A 17,432-nucleotide genomic window follows, 5' to 3' on the forward strand; every position below is an offset into this window, starting at 1 on the left:
CGTGGTCAGCTCCCCGGCGGCCCCTCCCGTCAACGACGCGGGGCTCAGCCTCACCTACTACGGCGACGACTTCACCGGCTCGACCGATGTTCTGGAAGCCCTCACCCTGGGCGGCATCCCGACGGTGCTGTTCCTCGACGTTCCCACCCCCGAGCAGGTGGCCCACTACCCGCACGCGGCGGCGGTCGGGGTCGCCGGCATCAGCCGCACCATGACCCCGGAGCAGGCCGGCATCGAGCTCCCCCCGGTCCTTTCCGGCTTGGCACGGCTCCGTGCGCCGCTCTTCCACTACAAGGTGTGCTCGACCTTCGACTCATCGCCGTCGCTCGGCAGCATCGGGCGCGCGGCCGAGCTCGTCAGGGAGGCGTTCCCGGGAAGTCCGCTCCCGCTCGTCGTCGGGGTTCCGGTGCTCGGCAGGTACACCGCGTTCGGGACGCTGTTCGCCAAGTTCCGCGGCAAGGTGTACCGGCTCGACCGGCATCCCACGATGACCGTTCACCCGGCGACCCCCATGACGGAGAGCGATCTGCTGGTGCACCTGGCGGAGCAGACTGATCTCAGCTCTGCGCTCGTCGACGTCACCGATCTGGCGGGGGACGCGCACACCGTCGACGCCCGCGTGGACGAGGTGATGGGCTCCGGAGCGGACATCGTGCTCTTCGACGTGCTCGACGGCGCATCCGAGCGACAGGTCGGTCGCACGCTCGACCGGCTGGTGCGGGCACGGTTCCAGGCCACGGGGTCCTCGCTGGCCGTGCTCGGCTCCTCGGGCGTGGAGTACGCGCTCCGCACCGCCTGGCGCGGCACCTCGCCTGAGTGGAGCCCGGCGGGCGACGTGGCACCGCCCAGCCAGACGCTCGTGATCGCCGGCTCACGCGCCGCCGCGACGGATGCGCAGGTCGCCCACGCACTCGCCGCGGGATTCGCCGACGTGCCGGTCGACCCGGTCGCGGTGACGGATCCGCTCACCGGCGACCGCGCGCGGGCCCGCGTGACCGAGGCCGCCGTGACCGCCCTCGCCGGCGGAGGCCACGTGCTGGTGCGCACCCCGCCGAAATCCGCCTCGGCGCCCGTCGACGGCACCACGCTCGCCCGGGCGCTCGGAGACATCGCCGCGGCGATCGGCCGCCGACACCCGATCCGGCGCCTGGTGGTCGCCGGCGGCGACACATCGGGACTGGTGGCGCGCGCGCTCGGCATCGAGGCATTGGAGCTCATCGCGCCGCTCGCCCCCGGCGCGCCGCTGTGCCGAGCCTCCGGCCGACACCGCGGCCACGACGGTCTCGAGGTCTGCCTGAAGGCCGGACAGATCGGCGAGCCCGACTACTTCGTGCGGGTCGCTGAATACGGCCCCGCACATCCGTCCACGACATCAAGCCACGAAGGAAGGAACTCCACTTGACCACGATCGCTCTGCTCGGTGCCGGAGGAAAAATGGGCACCCGGCTCACCGACAACCTGCTGAAGACCGACTACCGGATGCTGTTCGTCGAGCCGAGCGAGGCGGGCCAGGCACGCCTGGCCGAACGCGGCGCCTCGGTCACCTCGCTCGACAGCGCGGTCGCCGAGGCCGACCTCGTCATCCTCGCGGTGCCCGACAACCGCATCGGGCAGGTCGCCCATGAGGCGGTGCCGAAGATGAAGGCAGGCGCGACCCTGATCGTGCTGGACGCCGCGGCACCCCACGCGGGTCATCTCCCTCAGCGGGAGGACGTCAGCTTCGTCGCCTGTCACCCCTGCCACCCGTCGGTGTTCAACAACGACGAGACGGACCCGGAGGCGCAGACGGACTACTTCGGCGGGATCGCGGCCCGCCAGGACGTGGTGATCGCCCTGATCTCCGGCACGGAGGAGGACTACACCCGCGCGGAAGCGGTCATCCGGGCGTTCTTCGCCCCCGTCGTGAACGCGCACCGCATCACCGTCGAGAACATGGTGCTGCTCGAGCCGGTGCTCGCCGAGACGACCGCGGCCACCTGCGTTGTCATCATCAAGGAGGCGATGGATGAGGCGGTGCGGCGAGGCGTGCCGGCGGAGGCGGCGCGCGCGTTTATCCTGGGGCATGTCAACGTGGAGCTCGCGATCGTGTTCGGGGAGATCGGCTCCCCGTTCTCCGACGGCGCGCTGAAGGCGATCCAGACGGCGAAGAGCATCCTGTTCAAGGACGACTGGAAGCGCGTCTTCGACGAGGACGTCATCATGGCGAGCATCGACGAGATCGTCGGCCAGTAAGCGGCGTCGGCGATGCAGATTCGGCAGGTGCGAGCCGGCGCCTGGACGGCCCGGTTCAGCCCCGACGGCTCCCTCTCGCACGTCCGGGCGGCGGGGGTGGAGGTGCTCCGCGGGCTGTACGCGGTGGTCCGGGATGCGGCCTGGGGAACCGTGCCGGGGCGGGTGGAGATCACCTCGGAGGTGCTGCGTGAGGACTCCTTCGAGATCACCTTCAATTCTGTCCACCGTGCGGGGGAGATCGAGTTCGACTGGGCGGGTCGCCTGACCGGCACGCCCGACAGCCGCATCGAGTTCCAGTTCAGCGGGCGGGCACGCTCGGATTTCCTCAAGAACCGCATCGGACTGGTCGCTCTGCACTCGCTCAACTGGTCGGGCCGCCCGGTCACCCTGCTGCACCCGGACGGCTCGACCACCGATACGGTGTACCCGCTCCAGGTGGCGCCGCATCAGCCGTTCCTCGACCTCGCCGGCGTGCGGCAGCGCCTCGACTCCGGTGGCGTGGTGGAGCTGAGGTTCGAGGGGGACGTCTTCGAGACGGAGGACCAGCGGAACTGGTCCGACGCATCCTTCAAGACGTACTCGACGCCGCTGGCGCTGCCGTTCCCGGTGCCGATGGCCCCGGGGGACCGGGTGGAGCAGTCGGTGGTGCTCACCATGGCCCCGGCCACCGTGCCATCGCCCGCCGCCGCGCCCCCTCCCGCGGGCCCTGCGGTGGTGACGGTGGACACCTCCGTGGTCCGGCGCTGGCCGGCGGTCGGGGTCACCGTCGGCCCGGACGACGACATCCGGTCGGTGGCGCCGCAGCTGGCGGCGATGGGCGCCGCCCACCTCAGGGTGGACGTGGCGGCCGACGGTGGCGTGCTGCGCGGTGGGTCCCGCCTCGAGGAGGTCGCCGCGACCGGCATCCCGGTGGAACTCGCGGTGCACGTGGGCGCCGATCCGGACGCCGGCCTGGAGGCACTCCGCCGGACGATCCTCAGCACCTCCGTCCGCATCGCCGCCTTCGCCATCCTGGACTCCACCGCGCCCGCCACGACCGCGCGGGCTCTCGCCGCCGCGCGGCGGAGACTGCGGGAGGTGCTGGAGGGGGTCCCCTTGCTGGTCGGCACCGACGATAACTTCGCGGAACTGAACCGCAATCGGATCGTGCCGGGCGAGGTCGGTGCCGACGCGGTGCTGTTCAGCCTCAACCCGCAGGTGCATGACGCCCGCTCCACCGCGGTGATGGAGAGCACCGAGGCGCTGCCCGCGATGATCGACACCGCCCGCGGCTTTGCGAATGGAGCGCCGGTCGCGGTCGGCCCCGTGACGCTGAAACCCCGCCGCAACATCTACCGATCCGGTGCCGTCGACCGGCTGGGCCGCGACGACGACGCCACCGACCCGCGGCAGGAGTCCCCGTTCGCGGCCGCCTGGCTGGTCGCCACCCTCGAGGCGCTCGTGACCGCCGCTGTGGACCGGATCACCCTGCTCGAGGCGACCGGTCCGCGCGGGGTCATCGCCCGGGACGCGTCCGGGCGCGAGGCGCGGCACCGCACCGCGCTGCACTCCGTCCTCACCCAGCTGAGCGAGGCCGTCGGGTCCATGCCCGCCGCCGTCCAGCCGGGCGGTGCGATCCGCGCGCTCGCGGTGCGCACCCCGCACAACGTCCGCCTGCTGATCGCCAACACGACCGACGAGCAGCAGACGGCGCGGCTGGCCGGGAGGGCGGGCGACCTCCGGCTGGCGCCGTACGAGGTGCGTGCGATCGATCTCGGCTCCGCCGAAGGCGGGCGCGGACGACCGGACAACGACGACGAAGGAGGTGCCGCGTGACCGAGGAGAACCGGATCCACGCCACGTATTCGATCGAGACCCCGTACGCCCCCGAGGCGGCGGCCGCCGCCATGGCCGGGGAGCAGTCGACGGGGACCTTCATCGCGGTGCCGGGCGAGACTCCGGAATTGCACCGGCGGCACGGGGCACGTGTCGAGCGGGTGAGGACGATCGGCGAGCGGGACACGCCGACGCTGAGCGGCGCACGCTCGGCCGGCCCGTTCCGGCAGGCGGAGGTGGAGCTCTCCTTCCCCCTCGACAACGTGGGCACCGCGCTGCCGAACCTGCTCGCCACGGTGGCGGGCAACCTGTTCGAGCTGGAGCAGCTCACCGGCATCCGGCTCGAGGATCTGCGGCTTCCCGCGGCGTTCTCCGCCGCGCACCCCGGCCCGCAGTTCGCCATCGACGGCACCCGGCGACTCGCCGGAGTGCAGCGCGGACCCATCATCGGCACCATCATCAAGCCGAGCGTCGGCCTCACCCCCGACGAGACCGCGGGCCTGGCTGCGCGGCTGGCGCGGGCAGGACTGGACTTCATCAAGGACGACGAGTTGATGGCGAACCCGCCGCACTCACCGTTCGCCGAGCGGCTCGACGCGGTGCTCGCCTCCCTCGACGAGGTGGCGGAGGAGACCGGGCGGCGACCGCTCTACGCCATCAACGTCACGGACGAACTCGACCAGATGCTGCGCCACGTCGACCGGGTGGCCGAGCGCGGCGGGAACTGCGTGATGGTCAGCGTCAACGCCGTCGGCATCGCCGCACTGCGCCAGGTGCGGCTGCGCAGCTCCCTCCCGATCCACGGGCACCGCAACGGCTGGGGGGCGCTCACCCGCCACCCCCTGCTCGGCTACTCCTATCGGGTGTGGCAGCAGCTGTGGCGGCTCGCCGGCGCCGACCACCTGCATGTGAACGGGCTTCGGAACAAGTTCTGGGAGCCGGACGAGTCGGTGCTCGGCTCCGCCCGCGACCTGCTGCAGCCGGTGAACGGCGGTCCGCCGGTGATGCCCGTCTTCTCGTCGGCGCAGTCGGCCGACCAGGCCGCGGACACCTGGGCGGCGCTGGGGTCGGCGGACCTGATGTATGTCTGCGGCGGCGGCATCATGGCGCACCCGAGCGGCGTCGCGGCGGGCGTCGCGAGCATCCGGCAGGCATGGGAAGCGGCGCTCGCCGGGGTGCCGGCGAGCGACTACGCGGCGACGCACACAGAGCTCGCCGAAGCGCTCGCACTGTTCTCCGCGGGCCGGCGCCGATGATCGGCATCAGCACCTACGCCTACCAATGGCGGCTCTCCGACCGATCGCCGCGACCGCTCACGCTCGCGGCCATGCTCGAGGACACGGCGGCACTCGGGCTCGGGCTGATCCAGCTGTGCGACTACCCGCCGCTGGAGACCATGAGCGCCGCGGAGCTCGACGACGTGCGGGAGCGCGCCACCCGGCTCGGCATCGCGCTGGAGGTGGGCACGAAGGGCATCGAGCCGCAGCACCTGAGACGATTCCGCCGGATCGCATCCCGGCTCGGGTCACCGGTGGTGCGCTCGATGCTGCACTCGGCTTCGTACCGGCCCGACCCGGACACCGCGGAGCGAGACCTCCGGTCGGTGCTTCCCGATTACGACGAGCACGGCGTCACCCTGGCGCTCGAGACGTATGAGCAGGTTCAGACCGCCACCCTCGTCGAGATCGTGCGGCGGGTGGGCAGCCGGAGCCTCGGCATCTGCCTCGACCCCGGCAACGTCATCGCCGCGCTGGAGCACCCCGCAGCCGTCGCCGAGCTGACGGCGCCATACGTCGCGAACATGCACGTGAAGGACTTTTCCTTCACCCGAAACGACGACATGGTCGGGTTCCGGCTCGCCGGCTGCCCGCTCGGCGAGGGACTGCTCGACTACGACCACCTCATCGCGACGGTTCGGCCGGAGGAGCGCGGCATCAGCCAGATCATCGAGCAGTGGTGCCCGTGGCAGGGCTCCATCGACCGCACCGTCGCCACCGAGACCGCGTGGGTACGGCACGCCGTCGACTACCTCGGCACCCGATCCCGAACCCCGTGAGCGGGGCCGTCCGGGTCAGCCCGCCCGGCCGAGGAACGCACGGTAGTCCTCGGCGTAGGCGGTGAGCGCGGCGGCGAGCGAGTCGAACGCCGGACGCACGCCGAGCTGAGTTCGCACGGGTCCCATGTCGAGCATCCCGCGGTAGTTGCTCTCGACCCCGGTCGGGTCCAGCGCCTCGTCCCCCATCGTCACGTCGCCGTCCGGGAACAGCGCCTGAACGGTGCGCAGCAGCTCGTCGCTCGAGACGAGCGCGCGGCCCGTGCCGGCGTAGACCACCCGATCCGTCTCCGGCGGGCAGTCGACCAGCGCGGCGACGACCGCGGCGACATCCTGCACGGGGGTGTAGTCGCGCGGCGGTGCGTGCCTGGCGATCACCGCCGGCTTCCCCTCGACCAGATTCTCGATCACCGGCTTGATTCCGATGGGCCACTGCATCCCGAACCCGAACACGGCGCTCGGCCGGACGCACCTGAAGTCCACGCCGAACGCGGACGCGTACGCCAGGCCGAGCAGCTCGGACATCGCCTTCGACGTGCCGTAGAACCCGCCCCCCGATCCCTCGGTCGGAAGGACGATCGGATGGCGCGCGTCGATCGGCTCGTATTGGATCGTCGGCAGCACCGCGATGGAGGAACTGAACACCAGCCGGCCGCACCCGAACTCGCGGGAGAGCTCGAGCAGGTTCATGGTCTCCATGACGTTGTACTCGACCGCGCGCAGCGGATCGGTCTGCAGGGCCACCGGGTTCACATAGGCGTCGAGGTGGATGACCGTGTCCGGCCGGTATCTCGCGAACAGCGGACGCAGCGAGTCGCTGTCGCGCGGATCGGCCCGTTCCAGTCGCGGCACGTTCGGCCCCAGCACGAACAGCGACTCCGGCCGGTAGTCGTAACGGCTGGTCGCGATCACCTCGTGGCCGGCATTCAGGAGCCGACGCTGCACGTGGGCGGCGATGAATCCGGTGCCCCCGGTGACGAGGATCACCGGCGGTTCGGCACAGCTGTCGGAACGAGAAAAGCCACGGTGCTCCTCGACTGGGATGTGGGCGGCAGACGCTGTCCCGAGCCTAGAGCCAGCGGCCGGCCGGGCGCATCGGCCAGCCCGCAGCCGAGCGCGACACGCCCGGGTTGCAGCAGTTTCCTGCCTGTGGCAGACTCTTCTAGTTCCACACGCCGTGCTTCGTCGCGCGGCTCACTGCCAGGCAGTGCATAGGACGAGCAGCTCGCAGGTGCGGGTCGCGATGAGCCTAGGCCGCAGGCAGCAGAACACGACTTAAACCGACAACCATTTCGCACGGGGAGATCTCTGTGCCTGGCGAGGGCGACACGCCCGAGCGCGGGGGTCGGTGACGAGCAGAGGTCCAACCCAGCGAGGAACCCGGGTCGGGAGCGATCCCGAACCGGCTTGCGGCAGCAGATCGATGTTTGACAGAAGAACAGTGGTGCGACAGCGAGAGCGCTCCGCGCAGATGGGCCCGTCAGGGTGCATCACGTCCAATAAGGAAGAGAGTTGAGCATGGCGGGACAGAAGATCCGCATCCGGCTTAAGTCGTACGACCACGCAGGTCTCGACGCATCGGCGCGCAAGATCGTCGACACCGTGACCCGTGCGGGAGCCACCGTGGTCGGCCCCGTGCCGCTGCCGACGGAGAAGAACGTGGTCGCCGTGATCCGTTCGCCCCACAAGTACAAGGACAGCCGCGAGCACTTCGAGAAGCGCACCCACAAGCGGCTCATCGACATCATCGACCCGACGCCGAAGGCCGTCGACTCGCTCATGCGTCTCGACCTACCCGCCGACGTCAACATCGAGATCAAGCTCTAAGGAACCCGAGAATGTCTGCTACCAAGACGACCAAGGGTCTGCTGGGCACGAAGCTCGGCATGACGCAGGTGTGGGACGAGAACAACAAGCTCGTGCCCGTGACCGTCGTGGAGATCGCGCCCAACGTGGTCACCCAGGTCCGCACCCCCGAGATCGACGGCTACGCCGCCGTCCAGATCGCGTACGGCGCCATCGACCCGCGCAAGGTCACGAAGCCCCTCACGGGCCACTTCGAGAAGGCCGGCTCGACGCCCCGTCGCCACCTCACCGAGGTGCGCACCGCCGACGCCGCCGAGTACACGCCGGGCCAGGAGCTCGCCGTGGACATCTTCGAGGCCGGCCAGCTGGTCGACGTCGTCGGCACCAGCAAGGGCAAGGGCTTCGCCGGCGTCATGAAGCGCCACAACTTCAAGGGCGTCTCCGCCTCGCACGGTTCGCACCGCAACCACCGCAAGCCCGGCTCGATCGGCGCCTCGTCGACCCCCAGCCGCGTCTTCAAGGGCATGCGCATGGCCGGTCGCATGGGTGGCGAGCGCGTCACCGTCATGAACCTGAAGGTCCACTCCGTCGACCTCGAGAAGGGTCTGCTGCTCGTCAAGGGCGCCGTGCCCGGTGCTCGTGGCCGTCTCGTGTTCGTCCGCAACGCCGTGAAGGGAGCGTAATCGCCATGGCCACATCGCTCGACGTACTCGACGCCGCCGGCAAGAAGACCGGTTCGGTCGACCTGCCCTCGGCCGTCTTCGACGTTCAGACCAACGTGCCGCTGCTGCACCAGGTCGTCGTCGCCCAGCTCGCCGCCGCCCGCCAGGGCACTCACAAGACCAAGGGTCGTGGTGAGGTCTCCGGTGCCGGCCGCAAGCCGTTCAAGCAGAAGGGAACCGGTCGCGCTCGTCAGGGCTCGATCCGCGCCCCCCAGATGACCGGCGGTGGCATCGTCCACGGGCCCGTGCCGCGCAGCTACGCGCAGCGCACCCCCAAGAAGATGATCGCCGCGGCTCTGCTCGGCGCCCTCTCCGACCGCGCGCGCGGCGACCGCCTGCACGTGGTCGAGGGCTTCGGCGTCGACGCGCCCTCGACGAAGGCCGCCGCCTCCGTCATCGGCACCCTCACCTCGGGCCGCAACGTGCTCGTCGTGATCGAGCGCGATGACGAGCTCAGCCTCAAGAGCGTGCGCAACCTCAAGAACCTGCACGTCATCAACCCCGACCAGCTCAACGCGTACGACGTGCTGGTCAGCGACGACATCGTGTTCGTGAAGGGCGCCTACGAGGCGTTCGTGGCGAGCAAGACGAACAAGGAAGAGGCCGGCGCATGAGCATCCACGCTGTCTCCCAGAACAAGGACCCGCGCGACATCATCATCGCGCCCGTCGTGAGCGAGAAGAGCTACACGCTCATCGACGACGGCAAGTACACGTTCCTGGTCGACCCGCGAGCCAATAAGACCGAGATCAAGCTCGCCATCGAGAAGATCTTCAACGTCAAGGTGGCCTCGATCAACACCCTCAACCGCCCCGGCAAGACCCGCCGCACCCGCTTCGGCCTCGGCAAGCGCAAGGACACCAAGCGCGCCATCGTCACGCTGAAGTCGGGCACCATCGACATCTTCACGGCCGTCGGCTAGGGATCGAAGGAATAACGACATGGCTATTCGCAAGTACAAGCCCACGACCCCCGGTCGCCGTGGCTCGTCGGTCGCCGATTTCGCGGAGATCACGCGCTCGACGCCCGAGAAGTCGCTGCTGAAGCCGCTGCCCAAGACGGGTGGCCGCAACAACACCGGTCGCATCACGACCCGTCACATCGGTGGTGGCCACAAGCGCCAGTACCGCATGATCGACTTCCGTCGCAACGACAAGGACGGCGTGAACGCCAAGGTGGCGCACATCGAGTACGACCCGAACCGCACGGCGCGCATCGCGCTGCTGCACTTCGTGGACGGCACGAAGCGCTACATCCTGGCGCCCAACAAGCTGTCGCAGGGCGACGTCGTCGAGTCCGGTCCCGCCGCCGACATCAAGCCCGGCAACAACCTGCCGCTTCGCAACATCCCCGTGGGTACCGTCATCCACGCCATCGAGCTCCGCCCCGGCGGCGGCGCGAAGATGGCCCGCTCGGCGGGCGCCTCCGTGCGCCTCGTCGCGAAGGACGGCCCCTACGCCCAGCTGCGCCTCCCCTCGGGCGAGATCCGCAACGTGGATGCCCGCTGCCGCGCCACCATCGGCGAGGTCGGCAACGCCGAGCAGTCGAACATCAACTGGGGCAAGGCCGGCCGCAAGCGCTGGAAGGGCGTCCGCCCGACCGTCCGCGGCGTCGCGATGAACCCGATCGACCACCCGCACGGTGGTGGAGAGGGCAAGACCTCCGGTGGTCGCCACCCGGTCAGCCCCTGGGGCAAGGCCGAGGGCCGCACGCGTCGTCCCAACAAGGAGAGCGACAAGCTCATCGTCCGTCGCCGCACCGTCGGTAAGAAGCGCTAGTAGGAGTCGAGAAGAATGCCTCGCAGTCTCAAGAAGGGCCCGTTCGTCGACGACCACCTGCTCCGCAAGGTCGTCACCCAGAACGAGGCCAGCACCAAGAACGTCATCAAGACCTGGTCGCGCCGCTCGATGATCATCCCGGCAATGCTCGGGCACACCATCGCCGTGCACGACGGTCGCAAGCACATCCCCGTGTTCGTGACCGAGACCATGGTCGGGCACAAGCTCGGCGAGTTCGCGCCCACCCGCACCTTCCGCGGCCACGAGAAGGACGACAAGAAGGGTCGCCGCCGCTAACGCGGTGGCGGAAGGAGGAGAGAAATGGTGGAGTCGATCGCACGCGTGCGTCACATCCGCGTCACCCCCCAGAAGGCCCGTCGCGTCGTCGCCCTGATCCGCGGCAAGCAGGCCCTCGAGGCCCTGGCCATCCTGAAGTTCGCGCCGCAGAGCGCCAGCGAGCCCGTGGGCAAGCTCGTCGCGGCGGCCATCGCCAACGCGCGGGTCAAGGCCGACGCCTCGAACACCTTCCTCGACGAGCAGGACCTCTACGTGTCCCGCGCCTTCGTCGACGAGGGCACCACCCTGAAGCGGTTCCAGCCGCGCGCCCAGGGCCGGGCATTCGCTATCAAGAAGCGCACCAGCCACATCACCGTCGTGCTCGCCACGCCGGACGAGGCTGTCGCTGCGGGCTCGAGCACCAAGAAGAAGGCGAGCAAGTAGACATGGGTCAGAAAGTCAACCCGTACGGTTTCCGTCTCGGCATCACCACCGACCACGTGTCGCGCTGGTTCTCCGACTCGACGAAGCCCGGTCAGCGGTACTCCGACTACGTGGCGGAGGACGTCAAGATCCGTCGGATGCTCACCACGAGCCTCGACCGCGCCGGCGTCGCCCGCATCGAGATCGAGCGCACCCGCGACCGCGTCCGCGTCGACATCCACACCGCCCGCCCGGGCATCGTGATCGGTCGCCGCGGCGCCGAGGCCGAGCGCATCCGCACCGACCTCGAGAAGCTCACCGCCAAGCAGATCCAGCTGAACATCCTCGAGGTCAAGAACCCCGAGGCCGAGGCTCAGCTCGTCGCGCAGGGCGTCGCCGAGCAGCTCAGCGCCCGCGTGGCCTTCCGCCGCGCGATGCGCAAGGGGCTGCAGGGCGCGCAGCGCGCCGGCGCCAAGGGCGTCCGCATCCAGGTCTCCGGGCGCCTCGGCGGCGCCGAGATGAGCCGTTCCGAGTTCTACCGCGAGGGCCGCGTGCCGCTGCACACCCTCCGCGCGAACATCGACTACGGCTTCTACGAGGCGAAGACCACCTTCGGCCGCATCGGCGTGAAGGTCTGGATCTACAAGGGCGACATCACCAACAAGGAACTCGCTCGCGAGCAGGCGAACCAGAAGTCGTCGCGCCCCGAGCGACGTGACTCGGACCGCGGTCCCCGTCGCGGCACCGGCCGTCCGGCCGAGGCCACGGCGCCCGTCGCGGCCGGAGCGGAAGGCTAAGGAACATGCTGATTCCCCGCAAGGTCAAGTACCGCAAGCAGCACCACCCCAAGCGGAGTGGGCACGCGACCGGTGGAACCGAGGTCTCGTTCGGCGAGTTCGGCATCCAGGCCATCACCCCCGCGTACGTGACGAACCGCCAGATCGAGGCGGCGCGTATCGCGATGACCCGTCACATCAAGCGCGGCGGCAAGGTCTGGATCAACATCTACCCCGACCGTCCGCTCACCAAGAAGCCCGCGGAGACCCGCATGGGCTCCGGCAAGGGCTCGCCCGAGTGGTGGGTCGCCAACGTCAAGCCGGGACGCGTCCTCTTCGAGGTCGCGGGCGTCAACGAGGAACTCGCTCGTGAGGCCATGACCCGTGCAATCCACAAGCTGCCCCTCAAGGCACGCATCATCAAGCGCGAGGGAGGCGACGCGTAATGGCGATCGGATCCAAGGAGCTGGCACCTGCCGAGCTCGATACCTTCGAGGACGAGCGCCTCATCGACGAGCTCAAGAAGGCCAAGGAGGAGCTGTTCAACCTGCGCTTCCAGGCCGCGACCGGGCAGCTCGAGAGCCACGGCCGCGTGCGCGCCGTGAAGCGCGACATCGCTCGCATCTACACGGTCATCCGCGAGCGCGAGCTGGGCATCCGGGCCACGCCCGCCCCCATCGAGGCGCCCGCCAAGGCGACCAAGAAGTCGGCGAAGAAGGCTGAGGCCGACAAGGCCCCCGCCGCCGAGACCGAGGAGAAGAACTGATGGCTACGGCTGAGAAGAAGACCGCTGCCGGCCACGAGTCGGCCGCGCACGACGTTCGCGACGCCGAGGCCCGCGGGTACCGCAAGGCCCGTCGCGGCTACGTCACCAGCGACAAGATGGAGAAGACCATCGTCGTCGAGGTCGAGGACCGCGTGAAGCACCCGCTCTACGGCAAGGTCATCCGCCGCACCTCGAAGGTCAAGGTCCACGACGAGCAGAACAGCGCCGGTATCGGCGACCTGGTGCTCATCTCCGAGACCCGCCCCCTGTCCGCCACGAAGCGCTGGCGCCTCGTCGAGATCCTCGAGAAGGCCAAGTAGGCCCGCGCCTGCTTGACCTTAAGGAGTAGCAAATGCTGCAGCAAGAATCCCGCGTCAAGGTCGCCGACAACACCGGCGCCAAGGAGCTGCTCACGATCCGTGTGCTCGGCGGCTCCGGCCGTCGGTACGCCGGCCTGGGTGACATCATCGTCGCCACGGTCAAGGACGCGATCCCCGGCGGCAACGTCAAGAAGGGCGATGTCGTCAAGGCGGTCATCGTGCGCACCGTGAAGCAGACCCGTCGTCCCGACGGCTCGTACATCAAGTTCGACGAGAACGCCGCCGTCATCCTGAAGAACGACGGGGACCCCCGCGGTACCCGCATCTTCGGACCGGTCGGTCGTGAGCTTCGTGACAAGAAGTTCATGAAGATCGTCTCCCTGGCCCCGGAGGTGCTGTAACCATGGCGAAGATCAAGAAGGGCGACCTCGTCCAGGTCATCACTGGCGCCACGCAGGCGCGCGGCGGCGACCGCGGCAAGCAGGGTCGCGTCCTCGAGGTGATCGCGGAGAAGAACCGCATCATCGTCGAGGGCATCAACCTCGTCACCAAGCACGTGCGCGTCGGCCAGACCCAGCGCGGCACGAAGACCGGTGGCATCGAGACCCACGAGGCGTCCATCCACGTGTCCAACGTGGCCGTGGTGGACCCCAAGACCAAGAAGCCGACGCGCGTCGGGCACCGTGAGGAGACCGTCGAGAAGGACGGCATCAGCAAGACGGTGCGCGTGCGCTACGCCAAGAATTCGGGTGAGAAGCTCTAATGACCGACACCGCTACCGCCACCGGCGCGGCGACGACCGAGAAGGTCCAGCCGCGTCTGAAGCAGAAGTACCGCGCCGACATCACGAAGGCGCTCACCGAGGAGTTCGGGTATACCAACCCGCACCAGGTCCCCGGGCTTGTCAAGATCGTCGTCAACACGGGCGTCGGCGAGGCCGCGCGCGACAGCAAGGTGATCGACGGTGCGATCAAGGATCTCACCGCCATCACCGGGCAGAAGCCGCAGGTCACGAAGGCCCGCAAGTCGATCGCGCAGTTCAAGCTGCGCGAGGGCATGCCCATCGGCGCGCACGTCACCCTCCGCGGTGACCGCGCGTGGGAGTTCCTCGACCGTCTGCTCTCGCTCGCGCTGCCCCGCATCCGCGACTTCCGCGGCCTGAGCGCCACGCAGTTCGACGGCAACGGCAACTACACCTTCGGTCTCCAGGAGCAGAGCGTGTTCCACGAGATCGACCAGGACAAGATCGACCGCGTCCGCGGTTTCGACATCACCATCGTGACGACCGCGAAGACGGACGACGAGGGACGCGCCCTGCTGCGCTCGCTCGGCTTCCCCTTCAAGGCCGCCGACGCCTCCTGACCGAGGCGATCCACTCCACCCGGCCCGAGCACTCGGGCCCCGATCGGCTAGGTCCGTCCCCGTGTAACGGGTCCGGAAACCGGACGAGAACAGGAAAATCATCATGACGATGACAGATCCGGTCGCAGACATGCTGACCAGACTGCGCAACGCCAACTCGGCGTTCCACGAGACCGTGGCGATGCCGAGCTCCAAGCTCAAGAGCCACATCGCCGAGATCCTCAAGCGCGAGGGCTACATCTCCGACTGGGCCGTCGAGGACGCCCGCGTCGGCTCGACGCTCACGCTGTCGCTGAAGTACGGCCCGAACCGCGAGCGGTCGATCGCCGGCATCAAGCGCGTCTCCAAGCCCGGTCTCCGGGTCTACGCCAAGAGCACCGAGATCCCCACGGTCCTCGGCGGGCTCGGCGTGGCCATCCTGTCGACTTCCTCCGGTCTGCTCACCGACCGTGAGGCGATGAAGAAGGGCGTGGGTGGGGAAGTCCTCGCCTACGTGTGGTGATCTGACATGTCCCGCATCGGACGCATGCCCATCGACATCCCCGGCGGTGTCGAGGTCACGGTGGACGGCCAGGCCGTCACCGTCAAGGGCCCCAAGGGTCAGCTCTGGCTGACCGTGGCCAGCCCCATCGAGGTCGCCATCGAGGACAACCAGGTCGTCGTGACCCGTCCCGACGACGAGCGCGCTTCGCGCTCGCTCCACGGCCTCACCCGCACGCTCATCGCCAACAACATCATCGGTGTCACCCAGGGCTACTCCAAGGGCCTCGAGGTCGTCGGCACCGGTTACCGCGTTCAGGCGAAGGGCGAGGGCGTCGAGTTCGCGCTCGGCTTCTCCCACCCCGTCACGGTGAACCCGCCCCAGGGCATCACGTTCACCGTCGAGGGCAACAACAAGCTCACCGTCAGCGGCATCGACAAGCAGGCCGTGGGCGAGGTCGCAGCGAACATCCGCAAGATCCGCAAGCCCGAGCCGTACAAGGGCAAGGGCGTGCGGTACGCCGGCGAGATCGTGCGCCGCAAGGCCGGAAAGAGTGGTAAGTGATCATGGGTCTCGGAACTAGAGGCAAGAGCAAGACCGCGGCCAAGGGCCGCCGTCACGCGCGTCTGCGCAAGCGCATCACCGGCACGGCCGACCGGCCGCGCCTGGTCGTCACGCGTTCGGCCCGGCACGTCTTCGTGCAGGTCGTCGACGACGCGAAGGGCCACACCGTGGCCAGCGCCTCCACCATGGAGGAGAGCATGCGCACGTTCGACGGCGACAAGACCGCCAAGGCGCGCAAGGTCGGCGAGCTCGTCGCCGAGCGCGCGAAGCAGGCGGGCGTCGAGGCCGTCGTGTTCGACCGCGGTGGAAACCGCTACGCGGGTCGCGTCGCGGCCATCGCCGATGGAGCGCGAGAGGGTGGACTGAGCCTGTGAGTGAGACCGAGAAGGAGCAGACCGTGGCGGCAGAGGCCCCCGTGGAGACCGCTGCGTCGTCCGAGCCGTCGACCGAGCCCCGCGAGGCCCGTCGAGGCAGCCGCGAGCGCAACCCCAACCGCGACCGCGGTGCGCGCGACACCGAGAAGAGCCAGTTCCTCGAGCGCGTCGTGACCATCAACCGCGTGTCGAAGGTCGTCAAGGGCGGCCGTCGCTTCAGCTTCACCGCCCTCGTGGTGGTCGGAGACGGCAACGGCATGGTCGGCGTCGGCTACGGCAAGGCCCGCGAGGTGCCGACCGCGATCTCGAAGGGCGTCGAGGAGGCGAAGAAGAACTTCTTCCGCGTCCCGCGCGTCGCCGCGACCATCCCCCACCCCGTCCAGGGTGAGGCCGCCGCCGGTGTGGTGCTCCTGCGCCCCGCCGCGGCCGGTACCGGTGTCATCGCCGGCGGCCCCGTGCGCGCCGTGCTCGAGTGCGCCGGCATCCACGACGTGCTGAGCAAGTCGCTCGGCTCGTCGAACACGATCAACATCGTCCACGCGACGGTCGCGGCGCTGAAGCAGCTCGAGGAGCCGCGCGCCGTCGCCGCCCGTCGTGGGCTCGATTTCGAGGACGTCGCGCCTGCGCGCCTCGTCCGCGCCGAGGCCCTCGCGGCCGAGGCCGCAGCCGGAAAGGCGGGTGCATGATGGCCGTCCGCCTGAAGGTGACCCAGATCAAGTCTGTTATCAGCGAGAAGCAGAACCAGCGCGACACCCTCCGCAGCCTGGGCCTCAAGCGGATCGGCGACTCCGTCGTCCGCGAGGACAGCCCGGTCAACCGCGGGTACGTCCGCACGGTCGCTCACCTCGTCAAGGTCGAGGAGATTGACTAATGACTGAAGAGAAGAAGGACGGGGCCGCGAAGGCTCCGGCCAAGAAGGCGCCCGCCAAGGCCGCCGCCGAGAAGGCTCCCGCCAAGAAGGCTCCGGCGAAGGCCGCTGCCGACAAGGCTCCCGCCGAGAAGGCTCCCGCCAAGAAGGCTCCGGCGAAGGCCGCTGCCGACAAGGCGCCGGCCGCCAAGGCCCCCGCCAAGAAGGCCCCGGCGAAGGCCGCCGACACCGCCTCCTCCTCCGACGCCTCGGCGACGAAGGCTCCGGCGAAGAAGGCCCCGGCCGCGAAGAAGGCCGCTCCGGCCGAGGTCGCGCGCCCCCAGGTCCTCAAGGTGCACCACCTCCGCCCGGCCCCCGGGTCGAAGAAGGAGCGCACCCGCGTCGGACGCGGTGAGGGCTCGAAGGGCAAGACGGCCGGTCGCGGCACCAAGGGCACGAAGGCGCGCTACTCCGTGCGCCCCGGCTTCGAGGGCGGCAACCTGAACTTCGTCATGCGCGCCCCGAAGCTGCGCGGGTTCACCAACCCGTTCCGCGTCGAGTACCAGGTCGTGAACCTCTCGACCCTGGCCGACCTGTACCCGAAGGGCGGCGACGTCACCATCGGCGACCTGGTCGCCAAGGGTGCGGTGCGCAAGAACGAGAAGGTCAAGGTTCTCGGCGACGGCGACATTGCGGTTAAGCTCAATGTGTCGGTCGACAAGGTCTCGCGCTCCGCCGAGCAGAAGATCGTGGCCGCCGGCGGTTCCATCAAGTAGTCGATCGGGCGGCCCCCCCACCGCGGGGGCCGCCCGGCTCTTGGCCCAACCAGGGTCGCCG

General features: G+C 69.4%; 26 protein-coding genes. 25 read left to right on the plus strand and 1 reads right to left on the minus strand.

Annotated elements, in window-relative coordinates; all coding sequences use genetic code 11:
- Position 1: 1 nt before the first annotated feature.
- The 5 genes from HGB54_RS01655 to HGB54_RS01675 are packed head-to-tail and all read left to right on the plus strand — an operon-like array spanning position 2 to position 6,103.
- Positions 2-1,402: a four-carbon acid sugar kinase family protein gene (locus HGB54_RS01655; RefSeq protein ID WP_168914911.1), complete on the plus strand. Its 1,401-nt coding sequence runs from the start codon at positions 2-4 to the stop codon at positions 1,400-1,402.
- The gene (locus tag HGB54_RS01660; RefSeq protein ID WP_168914912.1) at positions 1,399-2,232 is read left to right on the plus strand and encodes a phosphogluconate dehydrogenase C-terminal domain-containing protein; all 834 of its coding nucleotides are present in this window, start codon (positions 1,399-1,401) and stop codon (positions 2,230-2,232) included. The genes HGB54_RS01655 and HGB54_RS01660 overlap by 4 nt, the downstream gene beginning before the upstream one ends.
- Before the next feature lie 12 nt (positions 2,233-2,244).
- Complete coding sequence (locus HGB54_RS01665; RefSeq protein WP_168914913.1) at positions 2,245-4,047, plus strand: hypothetical protein; 1,803 nt, start codon at positions 2,245-2,247, stop codon at positions 4,045-4,047.
- Positions 4,044-5,303, plus strand: a complete 1,260-nt coding sequence (locus HGB54_RS01670) for a ribulose-bisphosphate carboxylase large subunit family protein (protein WP_168914914.1) — start codon at positions 4,044-4,046, stop codon at positions 5,301-5,303. The genes HGB54_RS01665 and HGB54_RS01670 overlap by 4 nt, the downstream gene beginning before the upstream one ends.
- The gene (locus HGB54_RS01675) at positions 5,300-6,103 is read left to right on the plus strand and encodes a sugar phosphate isomerase/epimerase family protein (protein WP_168914915.1); all 804 of its coding nucleotides are present in this window, start codon (positions 5,300-5,302) and stop codon (positions 6,101-6,103) included. The genes HGB54_RS01670 and HGB54_RS01675 overlap by 4 nt, the downstream gene beginning before the upstream one ends.
- 15 nt (positions 6,104-6,118) lie before the next feature.
- Here the strand turns inward: HGB54_RS01675 and HGB54_RS01680 are convergent, their stop codons facing one another.
- Positions 6,119-7,087: an NAD-dependent epimerase/dehydratase family protein gene (locus HGB54_RS01680; protein ID WP_168914916.1), complete on the minus strand. Its 969-nt coding sequence runs from the start codon at positions 7,085-7,087 to the stop codon at positions 6,119-6,121.
- A gap of 531 nt (positions 7,088-7,618) precedes the next feature.
- On the opposite strand from HGB54_RS01680, the gene rpsJ reads away from it, so the two are divergent.
- The 20 genes from rpsJ (at position 7,619) to rplO (ending at position 17,371) form a co-directional block, all read left to right on the plus strand.
- The gene (rpsJ, locus tag HGB54_RS01685; protein WP_096420529.1) at positions 7,619-7,927 is read left to right on the plus strand and encodes a 30S ribosomal protein S10; all 309 of its coding nucleotides are present in this window, start codon (positions 7,619-7,621) and stop codon (positions 7,925-7,927) included.
- A gap of 11 nt (positions 7,928-7,938) precedes the next feature.
- Entirely contained in the window at positions 7,939-8,589 is a 651-nt protein-coding gene (rplC, locus tag HGB54_RS01690; protein ID WP_168914917.1) for a 50S ribosomal protein L3, read from the plus strand.
- A 5-nt stretch (positions 8,590-8,594) separates the two neighbouring features.
- Positions 8,595-9,242, plus strand: coding sequence for a 50S ribosomal protein L4 (gene rplD, locus HGB54_RS01695; protein ID WP_168914918.1), 648 nt, complete (start codon positions 8,595-8,597; stop codon positions 9,240-9,242).
- Positions 9,239-9,550 (plus strand): 50S ribosomal protein L23, encoded by a 312-nt coding sequence (gene rplW, locus HGB54_RS01700; protein WP_168914919.1) that lies wholly within the window; start codon positions 9,239-9,241, stop codon positions 9,548-9,550. The genes rplD and rplW overlap by 4 nt, the downstream gene beginning before the upstream one ends.
- A gap of 19 nt (positions 9,551-9,569) precedes the next feature.
- Positions 9,570-10,406 carry a 50S ribosomal protein L2 gene (gene rplB / locus HGB54_RS01705; protein ID WP_168914920.1) on the plus strand — a complete coding sequence of 279 codons (837 nt, stop codon included), beginning with the start codon at positions 9,570-9,572 and terminating at the stop codon, positions 10,404-10,406.
- 15 nt (positions 10,407-10,421) lie between these two features.
- A complete protein-coding gene (gene rpsS, locus HGB54_RS01710; protein WP_168914921.1) occupies positions 10,422-10,703 on the plus strand; it encodes a 30S ribosomal protein S19 in 282 nt (93 codons plus the stop codon).
- A 24-nt stretch (positions 10,704-10,727) separates the two neighbouring features.
- A complete protein-coding gene (rplV, locus tag HGB54_RS01715; RefSeq protein WP_168914922.1) occupies positions 10,728-11,126 on the plus strand; it encodes a 50S ribosomal protein L22 in 399 nt (132 codons plus the stop codon).
- Between the two features lie 2 nt (positions 11,127-11,128).
- A complete protein-coding gene (gene rpsC / locus HGB54_RS01720) occupies positions 11,129-11,902 on the plus strand; it encodes a 30S ribosomal protein S3 (RefSeq protein ID WP_168914923.1) in 774 nt (257 codons plus the stop codon).
- Positions 11,903-11,907: 5 nt separating this feature from the next.
- Positions 11,908-12,327 (plus strand): 50S ribosomal protein L16, encoded by a 420-nt coding sequence (rplP, locus tag HGB54_RS01725; RefSeq protein WP_168914924.1) that lies wholly within the window; start codon positions 11,908-11,910, stop codon positions 12,325-12,327.
- Positions 12,327-12,647, plus strand: a complete 321-nt coding sequence (gene rpmC, locus HGB54_RS01730; protein WP_168914925.1) for a 50S ribosomal protein L29 — start codon at positions 12,327-12,329, stop codon at positions 12,645-12,647. The genes rplP and rpmC overlap by 1 nt, the downstream gene beginning before the upstream one ends.
- Complete coding sequence (gene rpsQ, locus HGB54_RS01735; RefSeq protein WP_168914926.1) at positions 12,647-12,967, plus strand: 30S ribosomal protein S17; 321 nt, start codon at positions 12,647-12,649, stop codon at positions 12,965-12,967. Before rpmC ends, rpsQ begins: the two co-directional genes overlap by 1 nt.
- Before the next feature lie 32 nt (positions 12,968-12,999).
- Positions 13,000-13,368 carry a 50S ribosomal protein L14 gene (gene rplN, locus HGB54_RS01740; RefSeq protein ID WP_168914927.1) on the plus strand — a complete coding sequence of 123 codons (369 nt, stop codon included), beginning with the start codon at positions 13,000-13,002 and terminating at the stop codon, positions 13,366-13,368.
- A 2-nt stretch (positions 13,369-13,370) separates the two neighbouring features.
- Positions 13,371-13,730: a 50S ribosomal protein L24 gene (gene rplX, locus HGB54_RS01745; RefSeq protein ID WP_168914928.1), complete on the plus strand. Its 360-nt coding sequence runs from the start codon at positions 13,371-13,373 to the stop codon at positions 13,728-13,730.
- Positions 13,730-14,329 (plus strand): 50S ribosomal protein L5, encoded by a 600-nt coding sequence (gene rplE / locus HGB54_RS01750; protein ID WP_168914929.1) that lies wholly within the window; start codon positions 13,730-13,732, stop codon positions 14,327-14,329. The genes rplX and rplE overlap by 1 nt, the downstream gene beginning before the upstream one ends.
- 103 nt (positions 14,330-14,432) lie before the next feature.
- Positions 14,433-14,831, plus strand: coding sequence for a 30S ribosomal protein S8 (rpsH, locus tag HGB54_RS01755; protein ID WP_168914930.1), 399 nt, complete (start codon positions 14,433-14,435; stop codon positions 14,829-14,831).
- Positions 14,832-14,837: 6 nt separating this feature from the next.
- On the plus strand, positions 14,838-15,374 hold the full coding sequence (gene rplF, locus HGB54_RS01760; protein ID WP_168914931.1) for a 50S ribosomal protein L6: 537 nt from the start codon (positions 14,838-14,840) through the stop codon (positions 15,372-15,374).
- A 2-nt stretch (positions 15,375-15,376) separates the two neighbouring features.
- Complete coding sequence (rplR, locus tag HGB54_RS01765) at positions 15,377-15,748, plus strand: 50S ribosomal protein L18 (protein ID WP_168916746.1); 372 nt, start codon at positions 15,377-15,379, stop codon at positions 15,746-15,748.
- Positions 15,745-16,434, plus strand: coding sequence for a 30S ribosomal protein S5 (gene rpsE, locus HGB54_RS01770; protein WP_168914932.1), 690 nt, complete (start codon positions 15,745-15,747; stop codon positions 16,432-16,434). Before rplR ends, rpsE begins: the two co-directional genes overlap by 4 nt.
- The gene (gene rpmD, locus HGB54_RS01775) at positions 16,434-16,619 is read left to right on the plus strand and encodes a 50S ribosomal protein L30 (RefSeq protein ID WP_168916747.1); all 186 of its coding nucleotides are present in this window, start codon (positions 16,434-16,436) and stop codon (positions 16,617-16,619) included. The genes rpsE and rpmD overlap by 1 nt, the downstream gene beginning before the upstream one ends.
- Positions 16,619-17,371, plus strand: a complete 753-nt coding sequence (gene rplO, locus HGB54_RS01780) for a 50S ribosomal protein L15 (RefSeq protein ID WP_168914933.1) — start codon at positions 16,619-16,621, stop codon at positions 17,369-17,371. The genes rpmD and rplO overlap by 1 nt, the downstream gene beginning before the upstream one ends.
- Positions 17,372-17,432: the final 61 nt, after the last annotated feature.

The organism is Microcella flavibacter (assembly GCF_012530535.1).
GTDB classification, from domain to species: domain Bacteria; phylum Actinomycetota; class Actinomycetes; order Actinomycetales; family Microbacteriaceae; genus Microcella; species Microcella flavibacter.

Coding starts and splice junctions, on each gene's coding strand:
- HGB54_RS01665 (WP_168914913.1), top strand. CDS start 2,245: ATGCAGATTCGGCAGGTGCGAGCCGGCGCCTGGACGGCCCGGTTCAGC.
- HGB54_RS01675 (WP_168914915.1), top strand. CDS start 5,300: ATGATCGGCATCAGCACCTACGCCTACCAATGGCGGCTCTCCGACCGA.
- rpsJ (WP_096420529.1), top strand. CDS start 7,619: ATGGCGGGACAGAAGATCCGCATCCGGCTTAAGTCGTACGACCACGCA.
- rplC (WP_168914917.1), top strand. CDS start 7,939: ATGTCTGCTACCAAGACGACCAAGGGTCTGCTGGGCACGAAGCTCGGC.
- rplD (WP_168914918.1), top strand. CDS start 8,595: ATGGCCACATCGCTCGACGTACTCGACGCCGCCGGCAAGAAGACCGGT.
- rplW (WP_168914919.1), top strand. CDS start 9,239: ATGAGCATCCACGCTGTCTCCCAGAACAAGGACCCGCGCGACATCATC.
- rplB (WP_168914920.1), top strand. CDS start 9,570: ATGGCTATTCGCAAGTACAAGCCCACGACCCCCGGTCGCCGTGGCTCG.
- rpsS (WP_168914921.1), top strand. CDS start 10,422: ATGCCTCGCAGTCTCAAGAAGGGCCCGTTCGTCGACGACCACCTGCTC.
- rplV (WP_168914922.1), top strand. CDS start 10,728: ATGGTGGAGTCGATCGCACGCGTGCGTCACATCCGCGTCACCCCCCAG.
- rpsC (WP_168914923.1), top strand. CDS start 11,129: ATGGGTCAGAAAGTCAACCCGTACGGTTTCCGTCTCGGCATCACCACC.
- rplP (WP_168914924.1), top strand. CDS start 11,908: ATGCTGATTCCCCGCAAGGTCAAGTACCGCAAGCAGCACCACCCCAAG.
- rpmC (WP_168914925.1), top strand. CDS start 12,327: ATGGCGATCGGATCCAAGGAGCTGGCACCTGCCGAGCTCGATACCTTC.
- rpsQ (WP_168914926.1), top strand. CDS start 12,647: ATGGCTACGGCTGAGAAGAAGACCGCTGCCGGCCACGAGTCGGCCGCG.
- rplN (WP_168914927.1), top strand. CDS start 13,000: ATGCTGCAGCAAGAATCCCGCGTCAAGGTCGCCGACAACACCGGCGCC.
- rplX (WP_168914928.1), top strand. CDS start 13,371: ATGGCGAAGATCAAGAAGGGCGACCTCGTCCAGGTCATCACTGGCGCC.
- rplE (WP_168914929.1), top strand. CDS start 13,730: ATGACCGACACCGCTACCGCCACCGGCGCGGCGACGACCGAGAAGGTC.
- rpsH (WP_168914930.1), top strand. CDS start 14,433: ATGACGATGACAGATCCGGTCGCAGACATGCTGACCAGACTGCGCAAC.
- rplF (WP_168914931.1), top strand. CDS start 14,838: ATGTCCCGCATCGGACGCATGCCCATCGACATCCCCGGCGGTGTCGAG.
- rplR (WP_168916746.1), top strand. CDS start 15,377: ATGGGTCTCGGAACTAGAGGCAAGAGCAAGACCGCGGCCAAGGGCCGC.
- rpmD (WP_168916747.1), top strand. CDS start 16,434: ATGGCCGTCCGCCTGAAGGTGACCCAGATCAAGTCTGTTATCAGCGAG.
- rplO (WP_168914933.1), top strand. CDS start 16,619: ATGACTGAAGAGAAGAAGGACGGGGCCGCGAAGGCTCCGGCCAAGAAG.